This window comes from Agromyces sp. 3263 (genome assembly GCF_031456545.1).
Classification (GTDB): domain Bacteria; phylum Actinomycetota; class Actinomycetes; order Actinomycetales; family Microbacteriaceae; genus Agromyces.
Window position 1 is genome coordinate 462,356 of the sequence record NZ_JAVDUV010000001.1, and the last position, 20,678, is coordinate 483,033.

Annotated in this window: 21 protein-coding genes and 1 pseudogene; 11 read left to right on the top strand and 11 right to left on the bottom strand. The window is 71.8% G+C overall.

Annotated elements, in window-relative coordinates; all coding sequences use genetic code 11:
• The first annotated feature begins 92 nt into the window (after positions 1–92).
• From J2X63_RS02080 to J2X63_RS02090, 3 genes are all read left to right on the top strand, one after another.
• Entirely contained in the window at positions 93–1,535 is a 1,443-nt protein-coding gene (locus J2X63_RS02080; protein ID WP_309973391.1) for a helix-turn-helix domain-containing protein, read from the top strand.
• 232 nt (positions 1,536–1,767) lie between these two features.
• Complete coding sequence (locus tag J2X63_RS02085; protein WP_309973393.1) at positions 1,768–2,112, top strand: helix-turn-helix transcriptional regulator; 345 nt, start codon at positions 1,768–1,770, stop codon at positions 2,110–2,112.
• Complete coding sequence (locus J2X63_RS02090) at positions 2,109–3,104, top strand: permease prefix domain 1-containing protein (RefSeq protein WP_309973396.1); 996 nt, start codon at positions 2,109–2,111, stop codon at positions 3,102–3,104. The genes J2X63_RS02085 and J2X63_RS02090 overlap by 4 nt, the downstream gene beginning before the upstream one ends.
• A 19-nt stretch (positions 3,105–3,123) precedes the next feature.
• On the opposite strand, the gene J2X63_RS02095 is transcribed toward J2X63_RS02090, so the two are convergent.
• The 4 genes from J2X63_RS02095 to J2X63_RS02110 all read right to left on the bottom strand — a co-directional run bounded on the left by J2X63_RS02095 (position 3,124) and on the right by J2X63_RS02110 (position 7,223).
• The gene (locus J2X63_RS02095; protein ID WP_309973398.1) at positions 3,124–3,912 is read right to left on the bottom strand and encodes an SDR family NAD(P)-dependent oxidoreductase; all 789 of its coding nucleotides are present in this window, start codon (positions 3,910–3,912) and stop codon (positions 3,124–3,126) included.
• A gap of 55 nt (positions 3,913–3,967) precedes the next feature.
• Entirely contained in the window at positions 3,968–5,143 is a 1,176-nt protein-coding gene (locus J2X63_RS02100) for a thiolase family protein (RefSeq protein ID WP_309973400.1), read from the bottom strand.
• 43 nt (positions 5,144–5,186) lie between these two features.
• Positions 5,187–6,734, bottom strand: a complete 1,548-nt coding sequence (locus tag J2X63_RS02105; protein WP_309973402.1) for a glyceraldehyde-3-phosphate dehydrogenase — start codon at positions 6,732–6,734, stop codon at positions 5,187–5,189.
• A gap of 183 nt (positions 6,735–6,917) precedes the next feature.
• On the bottom strand, positions 6,918–7,223 hold the full coding sequence (locus J2X63_RS02110) for a hypothetical protein (RefSeq protein ID WP_309973404.1): 306 nt from the start codon (positions 7,221–7,223) through the stop codon (positions 6,918–6,920).
• A 99-nt stretch (positions 7,224–7,322) separates the two neighbouring features.
• Between J2X63_RS02110 and J2X63_RS02115 the strand changes: the two genes are divergently transcribed.
• The 7 genes from J2X63_RS02115 to hpaD all read left to right on the top strand — a co-directional run bounded on the left by J2X63_RS02115 (position 7,323) and on the right by hpaD (position 14,174).
• The gene (locus J2X63_RS02115) at positions 7,323–7,487 is read left to right on the top strand and encodes a hypothetical protein (protein ID WP_309973406.1); all 165 of its coding nucleotides are present in this window, start codon (positions 7,323–7,325) and stop codon (positions 7,485–7,487) included.
• A gap of 178 nt (positions 7,488–7,665) precedes the next feature.
• Positions 7,666–8,451, top strand: coding sequence for a 2-oxo-hept-4-ene-1,7-dioate hydratase (gene hpaH, locus J2X63_RS02120; RefSeq protein ID WP_309973408.1), 786 nt, complete (start codon positions 7,666–7,668; stop codon positions 8,449–8,451).
• On the top strand, positions 8,436–9,257 hold the full coding sequence (locus J2X63_RS02125; RefSeq protein ID WP_309973410.1) for an HpcH/HpaI aldolase/citrate lyase family protein: 822 nt from the start codon (positions 8,436–8,438) through the stop codon (positions 9,255–9,257). The genes hpaH and J2X63_RS02125 overlap by 16 nt, the downstream gene beginning before the upstream one ends.
• 63 nt (positions 9,258–9,320) lie before the next feature.
• The gene (locus J2X63_RS02130) at positions 9,321–10,817 is read left to right on the top strand and encodes a fumarylacetoacetate hydrolase family protein (RefSeq protein WP_309973412.1); all 1,497 of its coding nucleotides are present in this window, start codon (positions 9,321–9,323) and stop codon (positions 10,815–10,817) included.
• Positions 10,807–11,511 (top strand): GntR family transcriptional regulator, encoded by a 705-nt coding sequence (locus J2X63_RS02135; protein WP_309973414.1) that lies wholly within the window; start codon positions 10,807–10,809, stop codon positions 11,509–11,511. The genes J2X63_RS02130 and J2X63_RS02135 overlap by 11 nt, the downstream gene beginning before the upstream one ends.
• Before the next feature lie 11 nt (positions 11,512–11,522).
• Entirely contained in the window at positions 11,523–13,016 is a 1,494-nt protein-coding gene (gene hpaE / locus J2X63_RS02140; protein WP_309973416.1) for a 5-carboxymethyl-2-hydroxymuconate semialdehyde dehydrogenase, read from the top strand.
• A 36-nt stretch (positions 13,017–13,052) separates the two neighbouring features.
• Positions 13,053–14,174, top strand: a complete 1,122-nt coding sequence (hpaD, locus tag J2X63_RS02145; protein WP_309973418.1) for a 3,4-dihydroxyphenylacetate 2,3-dioxygenase — start codon at positions 13,053–13,055, stop codon at positions 14,172–14,174.
• A gap of 28 nt (positions 14,175–14,202) precedes the next feature.
• Here hpaD and J2X63_RS02150 read toward each other — a convergent pair whose 3' ends face one another.
• The 5 genes and pseudogenes from J2X63_RS02150 to J2X63_RS02170 all read right to left on the bottom strand — a co-directional run bounded on the left by J2X63_RS02150 (position 14,203) and on the right by J2X63_RS02170 (position 19,497).
• On the bottom strand, positions 14,203–14,979 hold the full coding sequence (locus J2X63_RS02150) for an alpha/beta hydrolase (protein ID WP_309973420.1): 777 nt from the start codon (positions 14,977–14,979) through the stop codon (positions 14,203–14,205).
• Between the two features lie 116 nt (positions 14,980–15,095).
• Positions 15,096–15,671, bottom strand: a pseudogene (locus J2X63_RS02155) (isochorismatase family protein); the annotation flags it as partial.
• Positions 15,668–16,867: a M20/M25/M40 family metallo-hydrolase gene (locus J2X63_RS02160; protein ID WP_309973422.1), complete on the bottom strand. Its 1,200-nt coding sequence runs from the start codon at positions 16,865–16,867 to the stop codon at positions 15,668–15,670. The gene J2X63_RS02160 and the pseudogene J2X63_RS02155, both read right to left, overlap by 4 nt.
• A gap of 35 nt (positions 16,868–16,902) precedes the next feature.
• The gene (locus J2X63_RS02165; RefSeq protein WP_309973424.1) at positions 16,903–18,429 is read right to left on the bottom strand and encodes a D-alanyl-D-alanine carboxypeptidase; all 1,527 of its coding nucleotides are present in this window, start codon (positions 18,427–18,429) and stop codon (positions 16,903–16,905) included.
• Between the two features lie 84 nt (positions 18,430–18,513).
• Positions 18,514–19,497 (bottom strand): Gfo/Idh/MocA family oxidoreductase, encoded by a 984-nt coding sequence (locus tag J2X63_RS02170; protein WP_309973426.1) that lies wholly within the window; start codon positions 19,495–19,497, stop codon positions 18,514–18,516.
• 132 nt (positions 19,498–19,629) lie between these two features.
• Between J2X63_RS02170 and J2X63_RS02175 the strand changes: the two genes are divergently transcribed.
• On the top strand, positions 19,630–19,980 hold the full coding sequence (locus tag J2X63_RS02175; RefSeq protein ID WP_309973428.1) for a hypothetical protein: 351 nt from the start codon (positions 19,630–19,632) through the stop codon (positions 19,978–19,980).
• On the opposite strand, the gene J2X63_RS02180 is transcribed toward J2X63_RS02175, so the two are convergent.
• Both J2X63_RS02180 and J2X63_RS02185 read right to left on the bottom strand, forming a co-directional pair.
• Positions 19,956–20,204: a hypothetical protein gene (locus J2X63_RS02180; protein WP_309973430.1), complete on the bottom strand. Its 249-nt coding sequence runs from the start codon at positions 20,202–20,204 to the stop codon at positions 19,956–19,958. The two genes, J2X63_RS02175 and J2X63_RS02180, sit on opposite strands and share 25 nt — an antisense overlap.
• Positions 20,201–20,527, bottom strand: a complete 327-nt coding sequence (locus J2X63_RS02185; protein WP_309977769.1) for an ATP-dependent DNA ligase — start codon at positions 20,525–20,527, stop codon at positions 20,201–20,203. Before J2X63_RS02185 ends, J2X63_RS02180 begins: the two co-directional genes overlap by 4 nt.
• Between the last annotated feature and the right edge of the window lie 151 nt (positions 20,528–20,678).

Consider the following 20,678-nt stretch of genomic DNA (forward strand, 5'->3'; position numbering starts at 1 on the left):
ATTGGTTCGTACTTCAAGGATGCGACGGTTTGAGGGGTCCGTTCGATTCAAATGGGCGTTAAGAACGCATGTTCTTTCGCTATCCTTAAGCCATGAAAGCCGGCACGCCCGACCTCGCCACCCTCGGACACCGCATCCGCCACTTCCGCGGTGAGCGCGGACTGACCCTCGACCAGCTCGGCGATGCCGTGGGCCTGGCAGGCAGCCAGCTCTCCCTGATCGAGAACGGCAAGCGCGAGCCGAAGCTCTCCACGCTCGACGCCCTCGCGGCCGCACTCGGCGTCGAGCTGGCCGACCTGCTCGCGCGCGAGGCGCCGAGCCGCCGCGCCGCCCTCGAACTCGAGCTCGGCCGCGCGCAGTCGAGCGCCCTCTACGCGACGCTCGGGCTTCCGGCCGTGCGGCCCGGCCGGGGCATCAGCGACGAGACGCTCGAGGCCATCGTGGGCCTGCACCGCGAGCTGCAGCGCCGCGCGAGCGAGGCGATCGCGACGCCCGAGGAGGCCCGTCGCGCGAACACCGACCTGCGCGAGCGCATGCGCGACCAGGACAACTACCTCCCGCACATCGAGCAGCTCGCCGAGGAGCAGGTGCGGGCCTCGGGCCACCGCACCGGCGCGCTCACCCACCGCGAGGTGAGCGTGATGGCCGAGCGCCTCGGCTTCCAGCTCATCTACGTGAGCGACCTGCCCGACTCGACGCGGTCCATCACCGACCTCGCCAACGGCCGCATCTACCTGCCGCCCGCGTCCATCCCGGGTGGTCACGGGCTGCGTTCCATGGCCTTGCAGGCGATGGCGCACCGACTTCTCGGGCACACCCCGCCGGCGAGTTACGACGAGTTCCTCTGGCAGCGGCTCGAGATCAACTACTTCGCCGCCGCGTGCCTGATGCCGCAGGAGGCATCCGTCGCCTTCCTCCAGCAGGCCAAGAAGGAGAAGCGACTCGCCATCGAGGACTTCCGCGACGCGTTCGGCGTCACGCACGAGGCGGCCGCGTTGCGCTTCACCAACCTCGCGACCAGCCACCTCGACATGACCCTGCACTTCCTACGGGTCGCGGGCGACGGCGCGCTGCTGAAGGGCTACGAGAACGACGGGCTCGTGCTGCCCACCGACGTCACCGGCTCGATCGAGGGGCAGTGGGTGTGCAAGAAATGGAGCGCCCGCACGGCCTTCGAGCACACCAACCGCACCACCGAGAACTACCAGTACACCGACACTCCCGCGGGAACCTTCTGGTGCGCCACGCAGACCGGGCGCACGGATGCCGCGGAGTTCTCGATCACGGTGGGCGTGCCGTTCGCGCAGGCGAAGTGGTTCCGCGGGCGCGAGACCACGCTGCGGGCGGTGTCGACGTGCCCCGACGAGGGATGCTGCCGGCGGGCGCCGAACGGACTCGCCGAGCGCTGGTCGGGCCGTGCCTGGCCGAGTGCGCGCCTGCACGCCCACGTGCTCTCGCCGCTGCCCTCGGGCACCTTCCCGGGCGTCGATGACGCCGAGGTGTACGCGTTCCTCGAGGCCCACGCCGACCAGTAGCGGCATCCGACACCCTCGCGGCGCCCTCCGCGCCGCCGCCCTCCGCGGCCGGCCGGCGCCGTGCTGCGGCGCGCGTCGAAACCTTGTGTTCGGTGCCCAACTCGGCGCTTCGCGCGCCGAGCACAAGGTATCGACGCGAGCTTGGGGCGGGTCAGTGCGAAGAAACCGAGGGTGCCGCGGCACCTCGATGTGTGTCTTGCAATAGTGTGTGTCACACAGTATCGTGTGACGCATGAGCACCGATGAGACGACGGCCGGCCACATCCAGGAGCTGCGACGCGGCACCGTGGTGCTCGCCTGCCTCGTGCGCCTGCGCCGGCCCGACTACGGGTACGCGCTCCTCGAGTCGCTGAACGCGCTCGGCATCCTCGTCGACGCGAACACGCTCTACCCGCTCCTCCGGCGCCTCGAGAAGCAGGGCCTGCTCCTCAGCGAGTGGAACACCGACGAGGCGCGGCCCCGCAAGTTCTACCGCACCAGCCCCACCGGCGAAGCCCTCGCCGAGGTCCTCACCACCGACTGGCGCCGTGTCGACGACGCGCTCACCAGACTCACCACCACAGGAGACGAACGATGACCACCCTCACCGACCGCTACGTGTGGGCCGCGGCCCGCAGCGTGCCGGAGGCCCAGCGCACCGAGCTCGAGCGAGAGCTGCGCGAGCGCATCGGCGACGAGACCGACGCGCTCGTCGAGGGCGGGCGCTCGCCCATCGACGCCGAGCGCGCGGCCCTCACCGAGCTCGGCGACCCGGTCGCGCTCGCGGCCCGCTACGTCGACCGCCCGCTGCAGCTCATCGGCCCGCGCTACTTCCTGGTGTGGTGGCGCCTGCTGAAGCTGCTCCTCGCGGTCGTGCTGCCGTTCGCGGCCCTCGGCATCGCGATCGCGAAGGCCGTGGCGGGTGCCGACATCGGCGAGATCATCGGGTCGGCGATCGGCCTGACGATCTCGGTCGCCGTGCACATCGGATTCTGGACGACGCTGATCTTCGCCGTGCTCGAGCGCACCCCGGCCCCGGCCGGCCGCCGCGGCATCGACGCCCCATGGACGCTCGACATGCTGCCCGCCCTGCCCGAGCCGGCGAAGGCGTCGCGGCGCGGCGAGCTGATCGGCTCGGTCGTGATGCTCGTGGTGTTCGCGGGCCTGATCGTGCTCCAGCAGTTCGGCGTGCCCTGGATCGACGACCTCGAGTCGGTGCCGCTGCTCGACCCGGCGCTGTGGAGCTTCTGGCTGCCGTACTTCCTCGGGCTCATCGTGCTCGAGATCCTCTTCGCGTTCGCGCTCTACGCCTGGGGCTGGAACTGGTGGCTCGCCGGGGCCAACCTGGTCCTCAACGTCGCGTTCGCCGTGCCGGCCCTGTGGCTCTTCCTCACCGGGCAACTGCTCAATCCGGCCGCGCTCGACGCCATGGACTGGCCGTGGGGCCAGTCGGGTCCGATCATCGTCGCCATCATCGTGGTCGTGGTCATCGCGGCGGCCGCGTGGGACGTGGTCGATGGCGGCATCAAGGCGTGGCGCGCCGCGAGCGGCCGTCGCGCCGGGGTCGACTCCCAGCCAGTCGCCGCGTGACCCGCGATCCGGGTGCGGCCTACTTCGGCTGCATCCGGATCGCGCCGTCGAGGCGGATCACCTCGCCGTTCAGCATCGGGTTCGCGATGATCGAGCGCACGAGCGCCGCGTACTCGGTGGGGTGTCCCAGCCGTGACGGATGCGGCACCTGGGCCTCGAGGGAGTGGCGCACGTCGTCGGGCATGCCGGCCATCATCGGCGTCTCGAAGATCCCGGGCGCGATGGTGACGACGCGGATGAGCAGCTTCGACAGGTCCCGGGCGATCGGCAGGGTCATGCCGGCGACCGCGGCCTTCGACGCGGAGTAGGCCGCCTGCCCGATCTGCCCGTCGAACGCCGCGACCGACGCGGTGCTCACGATGACGCCGCGCTCCGCCGTCGCCGGGCCGCCGGGCACCGACCCCTCGACGGGGTCGGTCGCGGCCATCGCGGCGGCCGCGAGCCGGGTCACGTTGAACGTACCGATGAGGTTCACCCGGATCGTGCGCTCGAACGCCTCGAGCGGCGCGGGCCCGTCGCGTCCGACGGTGCGGTTCGCGGTGACGATGCCGGCGCAGTTCACGGCGACCCGCAGCGGTGCGAGGGCGGATGCCGCGTCGACGGCGGCCTGCACCTCGGCCTCGTTCGCGACATCCGCCGCCACGAAGCGGGCACGGTCGCCGAGCTCGGCCGCAGCTTCCTCGCCGCGCGGGCCCGGCAGGTCGACGAGGACGACGGAGGCGCCGCCTTCGACGAGCGCGCGGGCGGTGGCGCGTCCGAGGCCGGATGCCCCGCCGGTGACGATCGCGGAGGCGCCGTCGAGTTCCATGTGATGTCCTTTCGTGGAGACCTCGGCCAGTGGGCCGGGACTGAGGGGTGGAACGTCAGATCCGCTCGATGATCGTCGCGTTGGCCATCCCGCCGCCCTCGCACATCGTCTGCAGGCCAAGGCGCCCGCCCGTGGCCTCGAGCTGGTTGACAAGCGTGGTGAGCAGGCGCGTGCCCGACGACCCGAGGGCGTGCCCGAGGGCGATCGCGCCGCCCCGGGGGTTGAGCTTCGCGGCATCCGCCCCGGTCTCGCGGAGCCAGGCGAGCGGCACCGACGCGAACGCCTCGTTCACCTCGTAGGCGTCGATGTCGGCGTGCACGAGACCGGCGCGCTCGAGCACCCGCTCGGTTGCGGGGATGACGCCGGTGAGCATGTAGAGCGGGTCGCTGCCGACCACCGAGAACGCCCGGAATCGCGCCCGTGGCTCGAGCCCGAGGTGTTCGGCCGCCTCGGCGCTCATGATGAGCGCGGCCGACGCGCCGTCGGTGAGGGGTGACGAGTTGCCGGGCGTGATCCGCCAGTCGAGCTCGGGGAACCGCTCGGCGAGCCGATCGCTGCGGAACGCGGGATTGAGGCCCGCGAGCGACTCGACCGTCGTGCCGGGTCGCACGGTCTCGTCGGCGAGCGCATCCACGCCGGGCACGGGCACGACCTCGGTCGCGAACGCGCCCGACTCACCCGCCTCGGCCGCGAGCCGGTGCGACCGGGCCGCGAACACATCGAGCTCCTCGCGCGAGAAGCCCCACTTCGCGGCGATGAGCTCGGCCGACACTCCCTGGTTCACGAGCCCCTCGGGGTACCGCGTGCGGAGCCGCGAGCCGTACGGGTCGGCGCCCGCGGCGCTCGAGCCGAGCGGCACGCGGCTCATCGACTCCACACCGCACGCGATCACGATGTCGGCCTGGCCGGCGAGCACCGCCTGCGCGGCGAAGGTCGCGGCCTGCTGGCTCGACCCGCACTGCCGATCGATGGTGGTGCCGGGCACCGTCTCGGGGAAGCCCGCGGCGAGCACGGCGTTGCGGGTGATGTTGTAGCTCTGCTCGCCGATCTGGCTGACGCATCCGCCGATCACGTCGTCGACGAGTGCCGGATCGAGGTCGTTGCGGGCCACCAGCGCGTCGAGCACGCCGGCGAGCAGGTCGACGGGATGCACGCCCGAGAGGATGCCTCCGGGCTTGCCGCGGCCGACGGGCGTGCGGATGACGTCGACGATGACGGCTTCGGTGCTCATGCTTCCAGCCTAGGACGACTGCGAGGCGGCCCGCCCGCCGCGCTCAGCGAGCGTCGTCGGCGGCCGAGGCGACCGAGGCGACCGAGGCGACGGACGCCGCGAGCTCGCGTTCGAGGACCACGGGCTGCCGTTCGGGGAGCACGAGCGGGTGCGTGCCGGCCATCGCCTCGATGACGCGCACGACCTGGCAGGAGTAGCCGTACTCGTTGTCGTACCAGACGTAGATCACCGCGTCGGTGCCGTCGGCGATCGTGGCGAGCCCGTCGACGATGCCGGCCCGGTTCGAGCCGACGAAGTCGGTGGAGACCACCTCAGGCGACTCGATGTAGTCGACCTGCTGGCGCAGCGGCGACGTGAGCGACACCTGCCGAAGGTACCGGTTGAGCTCGGCCTTCGACGCCGGGCGCTCCAGTTGCAGGTTGAGGATCGCAAGCGACACGTCGGGCGTGGGGACCCGGATGGCACTGCCGGTGAGCTTGCCGGCGAAGGTCGGCAGCGCCTTGGCGACGGCCTTCGCCGCGCCGGTCTCGGTGATGACCATGTTCAGCGCGGCCGAGCGGCCGCGGCGATCGCCCGAGTGGAAGTTGTCGATGAGGTTCTGGTCGTTCGTGAACGAGTGCACGGTCTCGACGTGGCCGCGCACCACCCCGTAGGCGTCGTCGACCGCCTTCAGCACCGGGGTGATCGCGTTGGTGGTGCACGACGCGGCGGAGAGGATGCGGTCGGATGCCGCGATGTCGCCGTGGTTGATGCCGTGCACGATGTTCTTGATCGCGCCCTTGCCGGGCGCGGTGAGCAGCACCCGGGCCACCCCCGTCGACCGGAGGTGCTGCGAGAGCCCCTCCTCGTCGCGCCACCGGCCGGTGTTGTCGACCACGATCGCGTCGTGGATGCCGTAGGCGGTGTAGTCGATCGTCGCCGGGTCGTTCGCGTAGATCACCTGGATGAGCGTGCCGTTCGCCAGGATCGTGTTGGCCTGCTCGTCGACCTCGATCGTGCCGGCGAACGGGCCGTGCACCGAGTCGCGGCGCAGCAGGCTCGCGCGCTTCACGAGGTCGTTCGCCGAGCCCTTGCGCACGACGATCGCGCGCAGCCGCAGCCCCTGGCCCCCGCCCGTGTGGGCGATGAGGATGCGGGCGAGCAGCCGTCCGATGCGGCCGAAGCCGTAGAGCACGACGTCGGCGCCGGATGCCGCAGGCGCCGCGTCGGCGGCGTCGTCAGCACCGAGCACGGGGGCGAGCTCGCCGCGCAGGAAGTCGGCCAGCGGCATCCGCTCGCCCTCGGCGCCCGACTCGCGGTACCGCGAGACCAGCCGTGCGACGTCGACGGATGCCGCGCCGGGGCGCAGCTCGCGGAGCGCCTCGAGCACGCGCATCGTGTCGACGAGCGGGAGTTCCTCGTCGCCGGCCTGGCGCGCGAAGCGGTGCGCCTTGACGAGCGCGATCGCCGACCGGTTGATGAGCCGCCGACCGTGGATGGAGGTCACCACCCCGTGGTCGCGATAGAGGCCGCCGATGAGCGGGATCATCCGCTCGGCGAGCTCCTCTCGGGCGATCCATTCCGCACGTCGGGCGTCGAAGTCGTGGCTCACGGTGTTCCTTCTCGGGCGCGCGCGGGTGGGCGACGTCGCCGTGTCATCCTCGGGCCGTGCCTGCCGGTGGGCAGCGTCGACCACGTGTCTTCCGGGGGATGCCCTCGAGTCTATGGGGCCGCGAGCGTGCGGTCCCTGTACACCGTGGCGTGCACACGCACGCGCGCACGACGCGGCGGCGCGTCAGCCGGCTGGGGCGTCGTCGACGAACCGGATGTCGTAGACCGCGACGCGCTGCGGCACCCCGTCGAACACCGCGGCGCGGGCATCCGACGCCAGGTAGGCCTGCTCGAGCCGGCCGAACTCCTCGCGGTCGCCCTCGGCGCTCACCGCCCAGACGAACTCGTTCGACTCGCGCACGCCGTAGGCGAACTCGATGGTGAACCCGGCCGGCGGCCGCACGACGGGCATGGACCCGCGCCACCATTCGACGAACGCGTCGTACTCTCCGTCGACGAGCGTGTACCGGCGCAGCTGGATCGTCTTCACCCGACCCATTCTGCCCGCTCGACCACCCGCGCATGGCACAATCTGCGCCGCAGCGGAAGCCCTCGACAGCAATCGTGCAGATGTGGTCGAGTGACCAGCATGAACATCCTGCTGATCATCATCGCCATCATCGCCATCATCCTGCTCCTCACCGGCGGGTTCGTGCAGTCCCTGAACTTCCTGCTCTGGGTCGGCATCGTCCTGCTCGTGATCGCCGTGATCGTGTGGCTGGTGCGCATGCTGACGGGCAGCCGCCGGGTCTGATCCCGCCTGTCCCGAGCTGAGGGCCTGGGCGGGACGCGCGAGCCTCTCGCCCAGGCCGAGGCCGTGCCGTCGCCCGAGCCGGCACGCCCTTCATCCCCTGTCGGGCATTCGTCGCTCGCCGCCGGGTCGCCGGATCGTATACGATCGCACCAGCATCCGACGACGAAGTGGAGCGCACGTGCTCGACCCCCAGCAGATCGCGGCGATCGCCGATGAGCTCGCCGACGCCGACCGGGCGCGGAGCACGGTGCCGCTCCTCACCGCCCGCCATCCCGGCATGACCGTCGACGACGCCTACGCCGTGCAGCGCGAATGGGCGGACCGCGGCATCGCCACCGGCCGCCGGCTCGTCGGCCGCAAGATCGGCCTCACCTCCAAGGTGATGCAGGCCGCCACCGGCATCACCGAGCCCGACTACGGCGTGATCTTCGACGACATGGTCCTCGAGTCCGGGGCTTCCGTCGAGTTCGACCGCTTCTCGAACGTGCGCATCGAGGTCGAGCTGGCGTTCGTGCTCCGCGACCGGCTCGAGGGGCCGCACACGACCGTCTTCGACGTGCTCGACGCCACGGCGTACGTCGTGCCCGCCCTCGAGATCCTGAACTCCCACATCGCGCTCGAGGGCCGCACGATCGTCGACACCATCTCCGACAACGCAGCCATGGGCGCTATGGTCGTCGGCGGCCGCCCGGTGAAGCCCGACGCCGTCGACCTTCGCTGGGTCTCCGCGCTCCTCTCCCGCAACCAGGTGATCGAGGAGTCGGGGGTCGCGGCGGCGGTGCTCGGCCACCCGGCCATGGGGGTCGCGTGGCTCGCGAACAAGCTGGCGCAGCACGACCAGGCGCTCGAGGCGGGTGAGATCATCCTCGCCGGTTCGTTCACGCGCCCGATGTGGGTGCAGCGCGGCGACACGGTGCACGCGGACTACCGCGAGTTGGGAACGGTGACATGCCGGTTCGAATGACGCTTCCGCCCACGCTCGCCGCGCGGCTCGCGGCATCCGACCGGCCGCTCGTGGGCATGTGGGTGTGCTCGGGCAGCGCGCTGAACGCCGAGATCGCCGCCGGCAGCGGCCTCGACGTCGTGCTCATCGACGCCGAGCACTCCCCCAACGGTCCCGAGTCGATCATCGCCCAGCTGCACGCGGTGGCCGCCTACCCCGTCGCGCCCCTCGTACGCCCGCCGTTCGGCGACACGGTCGTCATCAAGCAGTACCTCGACCTCGGCGCGCAGAACCTCCTCGTGCCGATGGTCGACTCCGCCGAGCAGGCCGCCGAGGTCGTTCGCTCCGTGCGGTACCCGCCCCTCGGCGTCCGCGGCGTGGGCAGTGCGCTGGCCAGGTCCTCGCGATGGAACCGGGTGCCCGGCTACCTCGCGGATGCCTCGAGCACGATCTCGCTCTTCGTGCAGGTGGAATCGCGGGCCGCCGTCGAGCATGTGGCCGAGATCGTCGCGGTCGACGGCGTCGACGGGATCCTCGTCGGCCCCGCCGACCTCGCCGCCTCGATGGGACGACTCGGGCAGCAGGACCACGCGGAGGTCGTCGACGGGGTGCTGCGCTCGATCCACGCGGCGGTCGAGGCGGGCAAGCCCTGCGGCGTGAACGCGTTCGACCCCGCGGCGGCCGACCGCTACCTCGCCGCCGGCGCGGCGTTCGTGCTCGTCGGAGCGGATGTCGCGCTGCTGGCGCGCGCCTCCGAGGCCCTCGCGGCCCGGTTCATCCCCGACACGTCGGAGACGTCCACCGACGCCCCACGTGCGAGCTACTGAACCGGGAGCCGTCCACCTTCCCGGATCGTATATCATTTGAGATACCAACAGACGAGGACGTCCATGCGCAGCTCCGGCATCGCCACCCCCGGCAAGATCATCGCCGTGCACCTCAACTACCCGTCGCGCGCGGCGCAGCGCGGTCGCACCCCCGAGCAGCCGAGCTACTTCCTGAAGCCCTCCTCGTCGGTCGCGGCATCCGGCGACGTGCTGGAACGCCCGGCGGGCACCGAGCTCCTCGCCTTCGAGGGTGAGGTCGCACTCGTCATCGGCGAGCCCGCGCGCCGGGTCTCCCCCGACGATGGCTGGCGACACGTCGCGGCCGTCACCGCGGCCAACGACTTCGGGCTCTACGACCTGCGCGCCGCAGACAAGGGGTCGAACGTGCGCTCGAAGGGCGGCGACGGGTTCACGCCGCTCGGCCCCGACCTCATCGACGCGGCATCCGTCGCCGCCGACGCCCTGCGCGTGCGCACCTGGGTGAACGGCGCCCTCGTGCAGGAGGACACGACCGACACGCTGTTGTTCCCGTTCGGCCGCCTCGTCGCCGACCTCTCGCAGCTCATGACGCTCGAGACGGGCGACGTCATCCTCACCGGCACGCCCGCGGGATCCTCGGTCGTCGTGCCCGGCGACGTGGTGGAGGTCGAGGTCGACGCACCGCTGGCGCCCGGCGCCCCGAGCTCGGGACGCCTCCGCACGACGATCACCGAGGGCACCACCCCGTTCGGCGACTTCGGCTCCGCACCCGCCGTCGACGACCTCCAGCGGATCGAGGCGTGGGGCGACGCGCAGACGGCGGGCATCGCACCCGCCGATCGGGTTCCGGATGCCGCCGCGCCGCCGTTCGAGCTCACCGACGAGCTGCGGGAGCTGCTCGGGTCCGTCGGCGTGGCGACCCTCAGCGTGCAACTGCGCAAGCGCGGCTACACCGAGGTCTTCCTCGAGGGGGTGCGCGCCAACCGCCCCGGCGCACGCGTCGTCGGACGCGCCCGCACCCTGCGGTTCATCCCGTTCCGTCCCGACCTGTTCGCCCGCAGGGGCGGCGGATACAACGCGCAGAAGCTCGCCTTCGACACGGTCGAGCCCGGCGAGGTCATCGTCATCGACGCCCGCGGCGAGCGCGGCACCGGCACGGTCGGCGACGTGCTCGCGCTGCGGGCGCAGGTGCGCGGCGCGGCCGGCATCGTCACCGACGGCGGCACCCGTGACTTCGAGGTGGTCGCCGCCATGGACATCCCGACCTTCTCGCAGGGGCCGCACCCGTCGGTGCTCGGGCGCCGCCATGTGCCGTGGGAGGTCGACGTCGCCGTCTCATGCGGCGGCGCGGCCGTCGAGCCCGGCGACGTCATCGTGGGCGACGGCGACGGCGTGATCGTCATCCCGCCCTCGCTCGCCTGGGACGTCGCCCGCGAGGCGGCGGCCCAGGAGGCGGAAGACGAGTGGGTGTCCGCACAGGTCGCGGCCGGGGCATCCGTCGACGGCCTGTTCCCCATGAACGAGGCGTGGCGCGCCCGCTACGAGGCGGACCGCGCACCTGGAGGCCGCGTTGACCGCTGAGAGCAAGTCGCAACTCGCCTACGGGTTCATCCGCGAGCGCATCGACGACGGGCGCTACGTTCCCGGGTACCGGCTCGTGCTCGGCCAGATCGCCAGGGAGCTCGACGTGTCGGTCGTGCCGGTGCGCGAGGCGATCCGCCGTCTCGAGGCCGAGGGGCTCGTCACCTTCGAGCGCAACGTGGGCGCGCAGGTCGCGCTCATCAAGGAGACCGAGTACCTGCACACCATGCAGACCCTCGCGATCGTCGAGGGCGCCGCCACCGCGCTGTCGGCGCCGCACCTCGGCGCCGACCATCTGCGCCGGGCGCGCGAGATCAACGAGCGGATGCGGCGCACCCTCGACGACTTCGACCCGCACCGCTTCACCGAGCTCAACCTCGAGTTCCACGCGGTGCTGTTCGAGGAGTGCCCGAACCCGCACGTGCTCGACCTCGTGCATCGCGGCTGGAACCGGATGCGGATGCTGCGCGACTCGTCGTTCAGCTTCGTACCCGGCCGCGCCCGCGACTCGGTCGCCGAGCACGACCGCATCGTCGAACTCATCGAGCTGGGCGCCGACCCGCTCGAGATCGAGCTGACGGCGCGACGCCACCGCACCGCGACCCTCGACGCCGTGCTGGCCTACCAGGCGAGCCACGCCCACCAGTCCCCGAACCACCCGACCCCCGCGGCCGCCGCCGGCGCCGCACGATGAGAGCGACCACGATGACGCACCACACTCCCGACGGGCTCCCCGACCGCATCCGGCACTACATCGACGGCGAGTTCGTCGACTCGGTGGGCGGCGAGACGTTCGACGTCCTCGACCCGGTCACGAACGAGACGTACGTGCAGGCCGCCGCCGGGCAGCGGGCCGACGTCGACCGCGCGGTCGCCGCGGCTCGCCGCGCCTTCACCGACGGGCCCTGGCCCCGGATGCTCCCCCGCGCTCGGGCGCGCGTCCTGCACCGCATCGCCGACCTCGTGGAGGCGCAGGACGCCCGGCTCGCCGGGCTCGAGACCTTCGACACCGGCCTGCCGATCACGCAGGCGCTCGGGCAGGCGCAGCGCGCAGCCGAGAACTTCCGGTTCTTCGCCGACCTGATCGTGGCGCAGCGCGACGACACCTACAAGGTGCCCGGCCGGCAGGTGAACTACGTGAACCGCAAGCCCATCGGCGTCGCGGGCCTGATCACGCCATGGAACACGCCGTTCATGCTCGAGTCGTGGAAGCTCGCCCCCGCCCTGGCGACGGGCAACACGGTCGTGCTCAAGCCGGCGGAGTTCACGCCGCTGTCCGCCTCGCTGTGGGCCGAGATCTTCCGCGAGGCGGGGGTGCCCACGGGCGTCTTCAACCTCGTGAACGGGCTCGGCGAGGAGGCGGGCGACGCGCTCGTGAAGCATCCGGATGTCCCGCTGATCTCGTTCACCGGCGAGAGCCGCACCGGGCAGCTGATCTTCGCGAACGCCGCACCGTTCCTGAAGGGCCTCTCGATGGAGCTCGGCGGCAAGAGCCCGGCCGTCGTCTTCGCCGACGCCGACCTCGAACAGGCGCTCGACGCGACCGTGTTCGGCGTGTTCTCGCTCAACGGCGAGCGCTGCACCGCGGGATCGCGCATCCTCGTCGAGCGGCCGATCTACGACGACTTCGTCGCCCGCTACGCCGAGCGCGCCCGGAACATCGTCGTCGGCGACCCGCACGACCCGGCCACCGAAGTCGGGTCGCTCGTGCACCCCGAGCACTACGACAAGGTCATGTCGTACGTCGAGATCGGCAAGGGCGAGGGCCGCCTGGTCGCGGGCGGCGGGCGCCCCGACGGACTCGACACGGGCAACTACGTGGCCCCCACGGTGTTCGCGGACGTCGCACGCGACGCCCGCATCTTCCAGGAGGAGATCTTCGGCCCGGTCGTCGCGATCACCCCGTTCGACACCGACGACGAGGCGCTCGCCCTCGCGAACAGCGTGAGGTACGGCCTCGCCGCCTACATCTGGACGAACGACCTCAAGCGCGCCCACACCTTCTCACAGGCCGTCGAGGCCGGAATGGTGTGGCTCAACTCGAACAACGTGCGCGACCTGCGAACGCCGTTCGGCGGCGTCAAGGCGTCGGGGCTCGGACACGAGGGCGGCTACCGCTCCATCGACTTCTACACCGACCAGCAGGCCGTGCACATCACGCTGAACGAGGCCCACTCGCCCCGCTTCGGCGCCCGCTGACCCCTCCGACCGACCACTCCCAGCAAGGACGCTGACATGCAGATCCCCGAACCCACCGTCACCGACGCCGACCCCATCCCGGCCCCCGCGCACGCCATCCCCACGCCCACCGCCACGCCACCCGACATCGTGCGCTGCGCCTACATGGAACTCGTCGTCACCGACCTCGCGGCCTCCCGCGCGTTCTACGTCGACGTGCTCGGCCTCGTCGTGACCGAGGAGGACGACGAGGCGGTCTACCTGCGCTCGCTCGAGGAGTTCATCCACCACAACCTCGTGCTCCGCAGGGGCGACGCCGCCGCGGTCGCCGCCTTCAGCTACCGCGTGCGCACCCCCGAGGACCTCGATCTCGCCGTCGCGTTCTACGAGGAGCTCGGCTGCCGCGTCGAGCGCCGACCCGAGGGGTTCACCCGCGGCATCGGGGACTCGGTGCGCGTCGAGGACCCGCTGGGCTTCCCCTACGAGTTCTTCCACGACGTGCAGCACGTCGAGCGGCTCGCCTGGCGCTACGACCTGTACACGCCGGGTGCGATCGTGCGGCTCGACCACTTCAACCAGGTCACGCCCGACGTGCCGCGCGCGGTGAAGTACATGGAGGACCTCGGCTTCCGCGTGACCGAGGACATCCAGGACGAGGCCGGCACCACGTACGCGGCGTGGATGCGGCGCAAGCCCACCGTGCACGACACCGCCATGACCGGCGGCGACGGCCCGCGCATGCACCACGTGGCGTTCGCCACGCACGAGAAGCACAACATCATCGCGATCTGCGACAAGCTCGGCGCCCTGCGGATGTCGGACGTCATCGAGCGCGGACCCGGACGGCACGGCGTCTCGAACGCGTTCTACCTGTACCTGCGCGACCCCGACGGCCACCGCATCGAGATCTACACGCAGGACTACTACACCGGCGATCCCGACAACCCGGTCGTCACCTGGGACGTGCACGACAACCAGCGCCGCGACTGGTGGGGCAACCCGGTCGTGCCCTCGTGGTACACCGAGGCGTCGACCGTGCTCGACCTCGACGGCAACCCGCAGCCGCTCACCTCGCGCACCGACGACTCCGAGATGGAGGTCACCATCGGCGCCGACGGATTCTCGTACACGCGCAAGGGCGACGACGAGCGCGGCTTCAAGCTCGGCAACACCCTGTAGGCCGGATGCCGCGGCCGGGCCGCACGCGTCAGGCCAGGAACTCGATCGCCGCCGACTTGAAGGCCCGTGAGGTGAGGGTCGACACGTGGTCTCGCCCGGGGATCGACACGTAGTCGGCGCCCCACTCCAGGGCGAGCTCCCGCGCGCCGACGGGGACCGGGTCCTGCTCACCGGCGACGAAGAGTGCCGGGATGTCACCCGGGATGAGCAGCGGCGCGCCCGAGACGCCCTCGATGCAGGCGAGCAGCGCCTCCCGGTCGGCGCCCGCCGCGATCGCCGGCCGCAGCACCTGCTCGATCACCGGGTTGCGTGCCGGCTCGTCGCGGAGCAGCAGCGCCCGCGCCTCGTCGAGGTCCCACGTGGCGAAGAGCTCGGTCGGGCCGGCGCCCCCGATGACGACGCGTCGCACCCGCTCGGGAGCCAGCTCGGTGAGCGCGGCGACGACGCGATTGCCCATGGAGTAGCCGACGACGTCCACATCGCCCGCCCCGACCGAGTCGAGCACGGCGAGCAGGTCCCCGCCGAGCCGCTCGGGCGCGTAGGCGTCGGCCTCGATCGGCTTGTCGCTGTCGCCGTGACCCCGCAGGTCGACGGAGATCACGCCGCGATGCGCGTCGAGGAGTGCGCGCACCCAGCCGGTGCCCTCCCACGTGACGGCGGCGTTCGAGGCGAACCCGTGCACCAGGAGCACGGGCGGCAGCTGCTCGTCGGCCTCGGCGACGCCGTGGACCCGGTAGGCGATGAGCACCCCGTCGGCGCTCTCGGCGTGCAGCGTGGGGAGGTCGCCGGCGACCGGCTGCCTCACGCCGGCGCCCCGGGCTCGGCGTCGGCGTCGGCGGCGTCGCCGCGATCCGCAGCTTCGCCTTCGCCGGCCGCAGTCTCACCCGCTGCGTCAGCCTGGGCCTCCGCGTCCAGCACCGACGACTCCGCGATGGCCGCACCGGCATGGCCGAGCTCGGCGAGCGCCGCCTCCGACGTCTCGGGTGCGACGCCCGCGACGAGATCGGTGAAGACGCGCACGTGCCGGCCGTGCTCGACGGCGTCGAGGCCGCTGGCCCGCACGCAGTAGTCGGTCGCGATGCCGACGACGTCGACGTCGGTGACGCCGTACTCGTCGAGCACCTCCCCGATGGCACGACCGCCCTCGTCGACGGCCTCGAAGATCGAGTACGCGGGCACGCCCTGGCCCTTCAGCAGGTGCACGTCGATCGCATCGACGTCGAGCGCGGGGTGATAGGCGGCCCCGACCGTGCCGGCGACGCAGTGCACGGGCCAGGTGGTGACGTAGTCGGGTGCGCCGTCGGTGGCGAAGTGCCCGCCATTGTCGTTGTCGGCGTCGTGCCAGTCGCGCGAGGCGACGACGACGCCGTAGCGGTCCTTGTGCTGCGCGAGCAGCTCGGAGATGCCCGCCGCCACCGCGGCGCCGCCCTCGACGCCGAGCGCACCGCCCTCTGTGAAGTCGTTCTGCACATCGATGATGAACAACGCCCTCGTCACGACGGCTCCTTTCGCTGGTGTCTTCCATTCTCGCCGCACACGGCGGCGATCACGCCATCGATCACGTCGACGAGGGTGCCCAAGGACGCCGTCGACACCCACTCCTCATCGGCGTGCGCGCCTCCACCCAGCGGACCGACGAGCACGACGGGGATGCCCGCCTCGGCGATCAGGCCGGCGTCGGTCCACCACGGATCGCCGCGGCGCACCGCGGGCGTGCCCGTGGCCCATTCGACCGCGTCGACGACGGCCCGGACGATCTCGGCGTGGGCGTCCGCCTCCATCGCCGGCCGGGCGACGAGCGGCACGATGCGCGCAGGCAGGGACGGCGCGAGCACCCGCTCCAGCTCGTCGCCCGGATCCGGCTCACCCGGCAGCGTGCGCCGCTCGACCACGAGCGCGCAGCGGTCGGCGACGGTCGCGGCATCCGTTCCGCCCGCGATGGTGGCGACCCTGACGCTGCCGGCGCCGAGCAGCGGATGCCGCGGCCGGGCGTCGAGCTCGTCGGCGAACGCCCTGACGGCGAGGAGGCCGTCGGTGGCCCGGGCGATGGCGTCCACGCCGAGCTCGGGTTGCGAGCCGTGCGCCGCGAGCCCCTCGTACTCGACGCGGAACCAGGCGAAGCCGCGGTGCGCGACCGTCACCTCGAGATCGGTCGGCTCGAGCACGACCGCGGCATCCGGAAGGGACCCGTCGGCGATGGCTGCGAGGAGGTCCTCCATGCCGGCCGAGCCGAACTCCTCGTCCGCCGCGAACGCGAGCACGAGGTCGCCCGGAAGGTCGGCGGGCGCGGATGCCGCCGCGACCATGGCCGCGGCGAGGCCCCCGGCCATGTCGTACGCGCCACGGCCGACGATGCGGTCCGCGGGCCCCGAGGGTTCGGCCGCGGCATCCGGTGACGAATCGCCCGCGGCATCCGCCCGAGCACCGCTGATGGCCCCGCTGCCCCCGACCGTGTCGAGGTGCCCGGCGAGGAGCAGGCTGCCGCCGGCACTCGACCCCCGGCGGCGCGCGAGCACGCTCGGTCGTGCGCGATCGCGTCCGACGAGGCGCACCTCGAAGCCCCGAGCACGCAGCCAGTCGGCGATGACGCTCGCGAGCTCGGCCTCGCCGGCACCGCCGGGAACGAGCGACGGGTTGGTGGCGTCGACGGCCACGAGGCGGCGGGCGAGCGCCACGACGTCCTCGCGAGGCATCCGCTCTGCTCCCATGTCAGCCGATGCCCGCCCACTCACCGGTTCGAGAGGTTGTCGCCGCAGAGGAAGAAGCCGGTCGTGAGGGTGTCGATGGCCTGCTTCGTGTCATCCGACACGTCGCCGAGCGCGTAGACGGCGAACGTGAGCGTCGAGCCGTCCTGCGCGCGAACGACGCCCGACAGCGTGTACCCGCTGTTGATCCAGCCCGTCTTCGCCGACACCGCGCCGTCGGCGACGGAATTGTCTCCCGAGAACCGGTCGCTGTACGACAGCGAACCCCGTTCGCCCGAGACGGGGAGCCCGTCCATGATGACGCCCAGGTTGCCCTCGCGCGCGTTGATCTTCACGAAGAGGCGCGTGAGGTACGACGGCGGCACGGCGTTGTTGTCGCTGAGCCCGGACCCGTCGACGACGGTGATGCCGCTCGTGTCGATCCCGTAGGGGGCCAGCCCCTGCAGCACGCCGGCGTTGATGGCACCGAACGTGTTGCCCGTGCCGGCCTTGATCGCGACGAGGCGGGCCAGCATCTCGGCGATGGTGTTGTCCGAGACGATCAGCGCCTTGTCGATGAGCTGCGCGACCGTCGGCGACGAGACCGCGCCGAGCTGCGCCGCCCCAGCGGGCGCAGTGCCGCGCTCGATCACCGAGATGCCGCCGAGCTCCGACGCGAACGCGTCGCCCGCCCGGCCGATCGGGTCGGGACTGCGCCACGAGGTGTTCGCGCCCGGGTCGTCGCGGTCGCCGTCGACCTGCAGCGCCGTGACGTTCGACATGTAGCCGTCTTCGCGCTCGACGACGTCCCAGCTGGGCTCCCACTCGTCGCCGCCGAAGAGGCTGGCGTCGAGCACCAGCTTGTTGAGCGGCGGGTTCGACGGGTCGGCGTCCCACGCCGCACGCACCTGTGCGGTGAGGTCGTCGAGGTGCGCGGCACCGGGGTACACCGTCTCGGTGCCGCTCGGCGTGCGCGAGAGGGTGACGTCGCCACCGCCGACGAGCACGACCGAGCCCGGCTCCGATCCCTTGACCACGGTCGTCGTCGCCCGGTAGTCGGGTCCGAGCACCGACAGCGCGGCCGCGGAGGTCAGCACCTTCATGACGCTGGCGGTACGTGACGGGGTGGTGCCGCCGCGGTCGTAGAGCACCTCGCCGGTGGCGGCGTTCACGACCTGCGCCTGGAGGTTGGCGAGGCGTCCGTCGGCCGCGCGATCGGCCACCGAGCACGTGCGGATGCGGCTCGCGGGGATCGCCGCCGCCGGCACCGGGCGAGCGGGGTCGGCCGTCGGCGTGGGGGTGGCCGAGGCCGACGCGGCGATCGTGTCGACCGCCGGACCCCCGGCGTTCAGGGCCGCGCCCGTCAACACGGCGCCGGTGCCGAGGAGCGCGACGGCGAGCGCCCCGCCGGTGATCGAGAGGGCGAGGCGGTGCCGCTTCGCGAACGTCGCGAGGGATGCCCCGAGGCCGGGCGGGCTCGCAGCGGGCCCGTCAGCGGGGGCCGAACTCGCCGCCGCAGCGGGGTCGCCGGGCGTCGTGGGCTCGCCCGCGGCATCCGTCTCGTCGGTCATCCGGGGAATTGTACGCGGCGGGCCGGAACGGAACCTGACCGTCGCCCGAGCGGAAGCCGAGTGCGCTGCGGCCCCGCCGGCCGGTCATTCGCCCGGGTAGCGCAGCCCGATCTGCTCGCGGATGGCGTCGAGCGTGCCCATGATGGCGACGGTCTCGTCGATGGTGAGGAGGTCGCCTCGGAGGTTGCCCTCGGCGACCAGTCGCTCGACGGCCTCGGCCTGGAAGTGCATGCCCCGGCCGGTGACCTCGGAGCGGAACTCCTCGATGACGGTGCCGTCGGCGGCGACCACGCGGAAGGAGGTCGGCGTGTACCAGACGCGGTCGATCTCGATTCGGGCGAGGGTGCCGAGCACGGCCGCGGTGTTCGGGCCGAGGGTGTCGCTCGCCGACAGGATCGACGCGACGCGGCCGCCGTCGTACCCGAGGAGGTTGGCGATCTGGGCGTCGGCCCCCGTCTGCTTGAACGTCGCCGTCGACTGGATGGTGCGCGGCGCGCCGAACAGGTCCCACGAGAACGACACCGGGTAGATGCCGAGGTCGAGGAGCGCCCCGCCACCGAGCTCGAGCGCGTTGATGCGGTGCGTCGGGTCATCGGAGAGCTTCTGCGTGTGGTCCGCGATGAGCGTGCGCACCTCGCCGAGCGTGCCGTCGGCGATGATCTGCCGGATGCGCGCCATGTGCGGCAGGTACCTCGTCCACATGGCCTCGAGGACGAGCAGCCCGCGCTCGCTCGCCAGGTCGGCGAGCTGCTGCGCCTCGCGGGCGTTCACGGTGAACGGCTTCTCCACGAGCACGTGCTTGCCGGCCTCCAGGACCATGCGCGCCGTGGTGACGTGGAGGGGATGCGGTGTCGACACGTAGACCACGTCGACCTCGGGGTCGGCGACGAGGGCCTCGTAGCTCGGATGCGCGGTCGGGATGTCGAACTCCGCGGCGAAGGCGTCGGCGGACTCCTGGGAGCGCGAGCCCACGGCCTGCACCGTGAATCCGTTGAGCTTCAGGTCGTGGGTGAAGGCGTGGGCGATGCCGCCCGTCGCGAGGATGCCCCAGCGCAGTCGTTCCGTCATGGCGCAAGCCTAGCGGCGGCCTCGACGGCCGGGCGGCGCGTCCGTGACGGGGTGGGATGCTCGCACCCCCGCACCCGCGAGCCGTCGAGTCAAGGGATTGATCGGGCCGGAACCGTGCAGTACCTGTGGAGTATGGAGCGGATCTACTATGCGGGCGACCATTTCCTCACCGGCACGGAGATCGCACAGGCCCTCGTCGCCTATGCGGCCGCGTTGGCCACGCGCACCGCGGCGGGCACCATCGACATCCCCGTGCGGCACGAGGACGACGGCAGCCTCAGCCGGGTGCGCTTCCTGGTGGGTCCGGCCAGCCAGCTCGTGACCGAGCGGGTCGATCCTGAGGGCTACGCGGAGATCGAGGACGCCGAGGTCGTCGCACGGCTGCAGGCACTCACCGCCGAGCTCGCGCCGATGCATCCGGTGCCGAATCATGCGGCCGACCGGGAGTCGTCCGTCGACTACGACTGGACTGACGAGGTCTGATCGTCGGGTGTGGGCGGCTCGTCGGGAACCGGCATGAGGGCGACCGGGATGCCGGGGCCGATCAGCAGTTCCGCCGGCTGAGGCCGCCCCTCGCCGTGGTTGACCGTGATCCAGACGGCGCGCCCGTCGCGGTTCGCCTGCTCGATGGCGGCCTTCATGGCCTCGAAGTCCTCTTCGCCGATGGAGAAGTCTCGACCCGCGTAGATGATCTGGATGCGCTTCACGGCTCCCGCTCTCCGCTCGGGATCGTGTCGTCGGGCTCGGGGATCAGGTGCAGCCCGCTCGGCGAGTTCGCGGCACTCATGAGCACCTCGATCCAGGCTCGATTGATCGACGGCTGGCGCCCGCCGGCGTACTTGAACGACAACGGGATCGCCGGATGGATCCACAGCGCGCTCCGCCCGTCGCCGACCGCCGGATCGTCTCGCCAGCTGAAGGTGAACGACTCGCCGCGCCGGAGCTTCGCAGCGATCACGAGTTGAAGATGGGCGAGCACGCGGTCGTCGAAGTCGACGGTCAACGTGGAATCGTACGTGAGCTTGCCCACCGTGCATCCCTCCTCGGCGCCGCCGCTCGATCGGGCCATCGACGTGCTGGTTTCCCCGCAAGGATAGTGCGAGGGGTGTTTCGCCGCCCCCCCTTGACGAGCACGCCCCCGTCCCGCATGGGCGCCGAGGCTGCGCCCCGAACTGGGACAG

Coding starts and splice junctions, on each gene's coding strand:
- J2X63_RS02090 (WP_309973396.1), top strand. CDS start 2,109: ATGACCACCCTCACCGACCGCTACGTGTGGGCCGCGGCCCGCAGCGTG.
- J2X63_RS02175 (WP_309973428.1), top strand. CDS start 19,630: ATGGAGCGGATCTACTATGCGGGCGACCATTTCCTCACCGGCACGGAG.
- J2X63_RS02115 (WP_309973406.1), top strand. CDS start 7,323: ATGAACATCCTGCTGATCATCATCGCCATCATCGCCATCATCCTGCTC.
- J2X63_RS02170 (WP_309973426.1), bottom strand. CDS start 19,497: ATGACGGAACGACTGCGCTGGGGCATCCTCGCGACGGGCGGCATCGCC.
- J2X63_RS02080 (WP_309973391.1), top strand. CDS start 93: ATGAAAGCCGGCACGCCCGACCTCGCCACCCTCGGACACCGCATCCGC.
- J2X63_RS02160 (WP_309973422.1), bottom strand. CDS start 16,867: ATGCCTCGCGAGGACGTCGTGGCGCTCGCCCGCCGCCTCGTGGCCGTC.
- hpaD (WP_309973418.1), top strand. CDS start 13,053: ATGCAGATCCCCGAACCCACCGTCACCGACGCCGACCCCATCCCGGCC.
- J2X63_RS02085 (WP_309973393.1), top strand. CDS start 1,768: ATGAGCACCGATGAGACGACGGCCGGCCACATCCAGGAGCTGCGACGC.
- J2X63_RS02095 (WP_309973398.1), bottom strand. CDS start 3,912: ATGGAACTCGACGGCGCCTCCGCGATCGTCACCGGCGGGGCATCCGGC.
- hpaE (WP_309973416.1), top strand. CDS start 11,523: ATGACGCACCACACTCCCGACGGGCTCCCCGACCGCATCCGGCACTAC.
- J2X63_RS02165 (WP_309973424.1), bottom strand. CDS start 18,429: ATGACCGACGAGACGGATGCCGCGGGCGAGCCCACGACGCCCGGCGAC.
- J2X63_RS02130 (WP_309973412.1), top strand. CDS start 9,321: ATGCGCAGCTCCGGCATCGCCACCCCCGGCAAGATCATCGCCGTGCAC.
- J2X63_RS02125 (WP_309973410.1), top strand. CDS start 8,436: ATGCCGGTTCGAATGACGCTTCCGCCCACGCTCGCCGCGCGGCTCGCG.
- J2X63_RS02100 (WP_309973400.1), bottom strand. CDS start 5,143: ATGAGCACCGAAGCCGTCATCGTCGACGTCATCCGCACGCCCGTCGGC.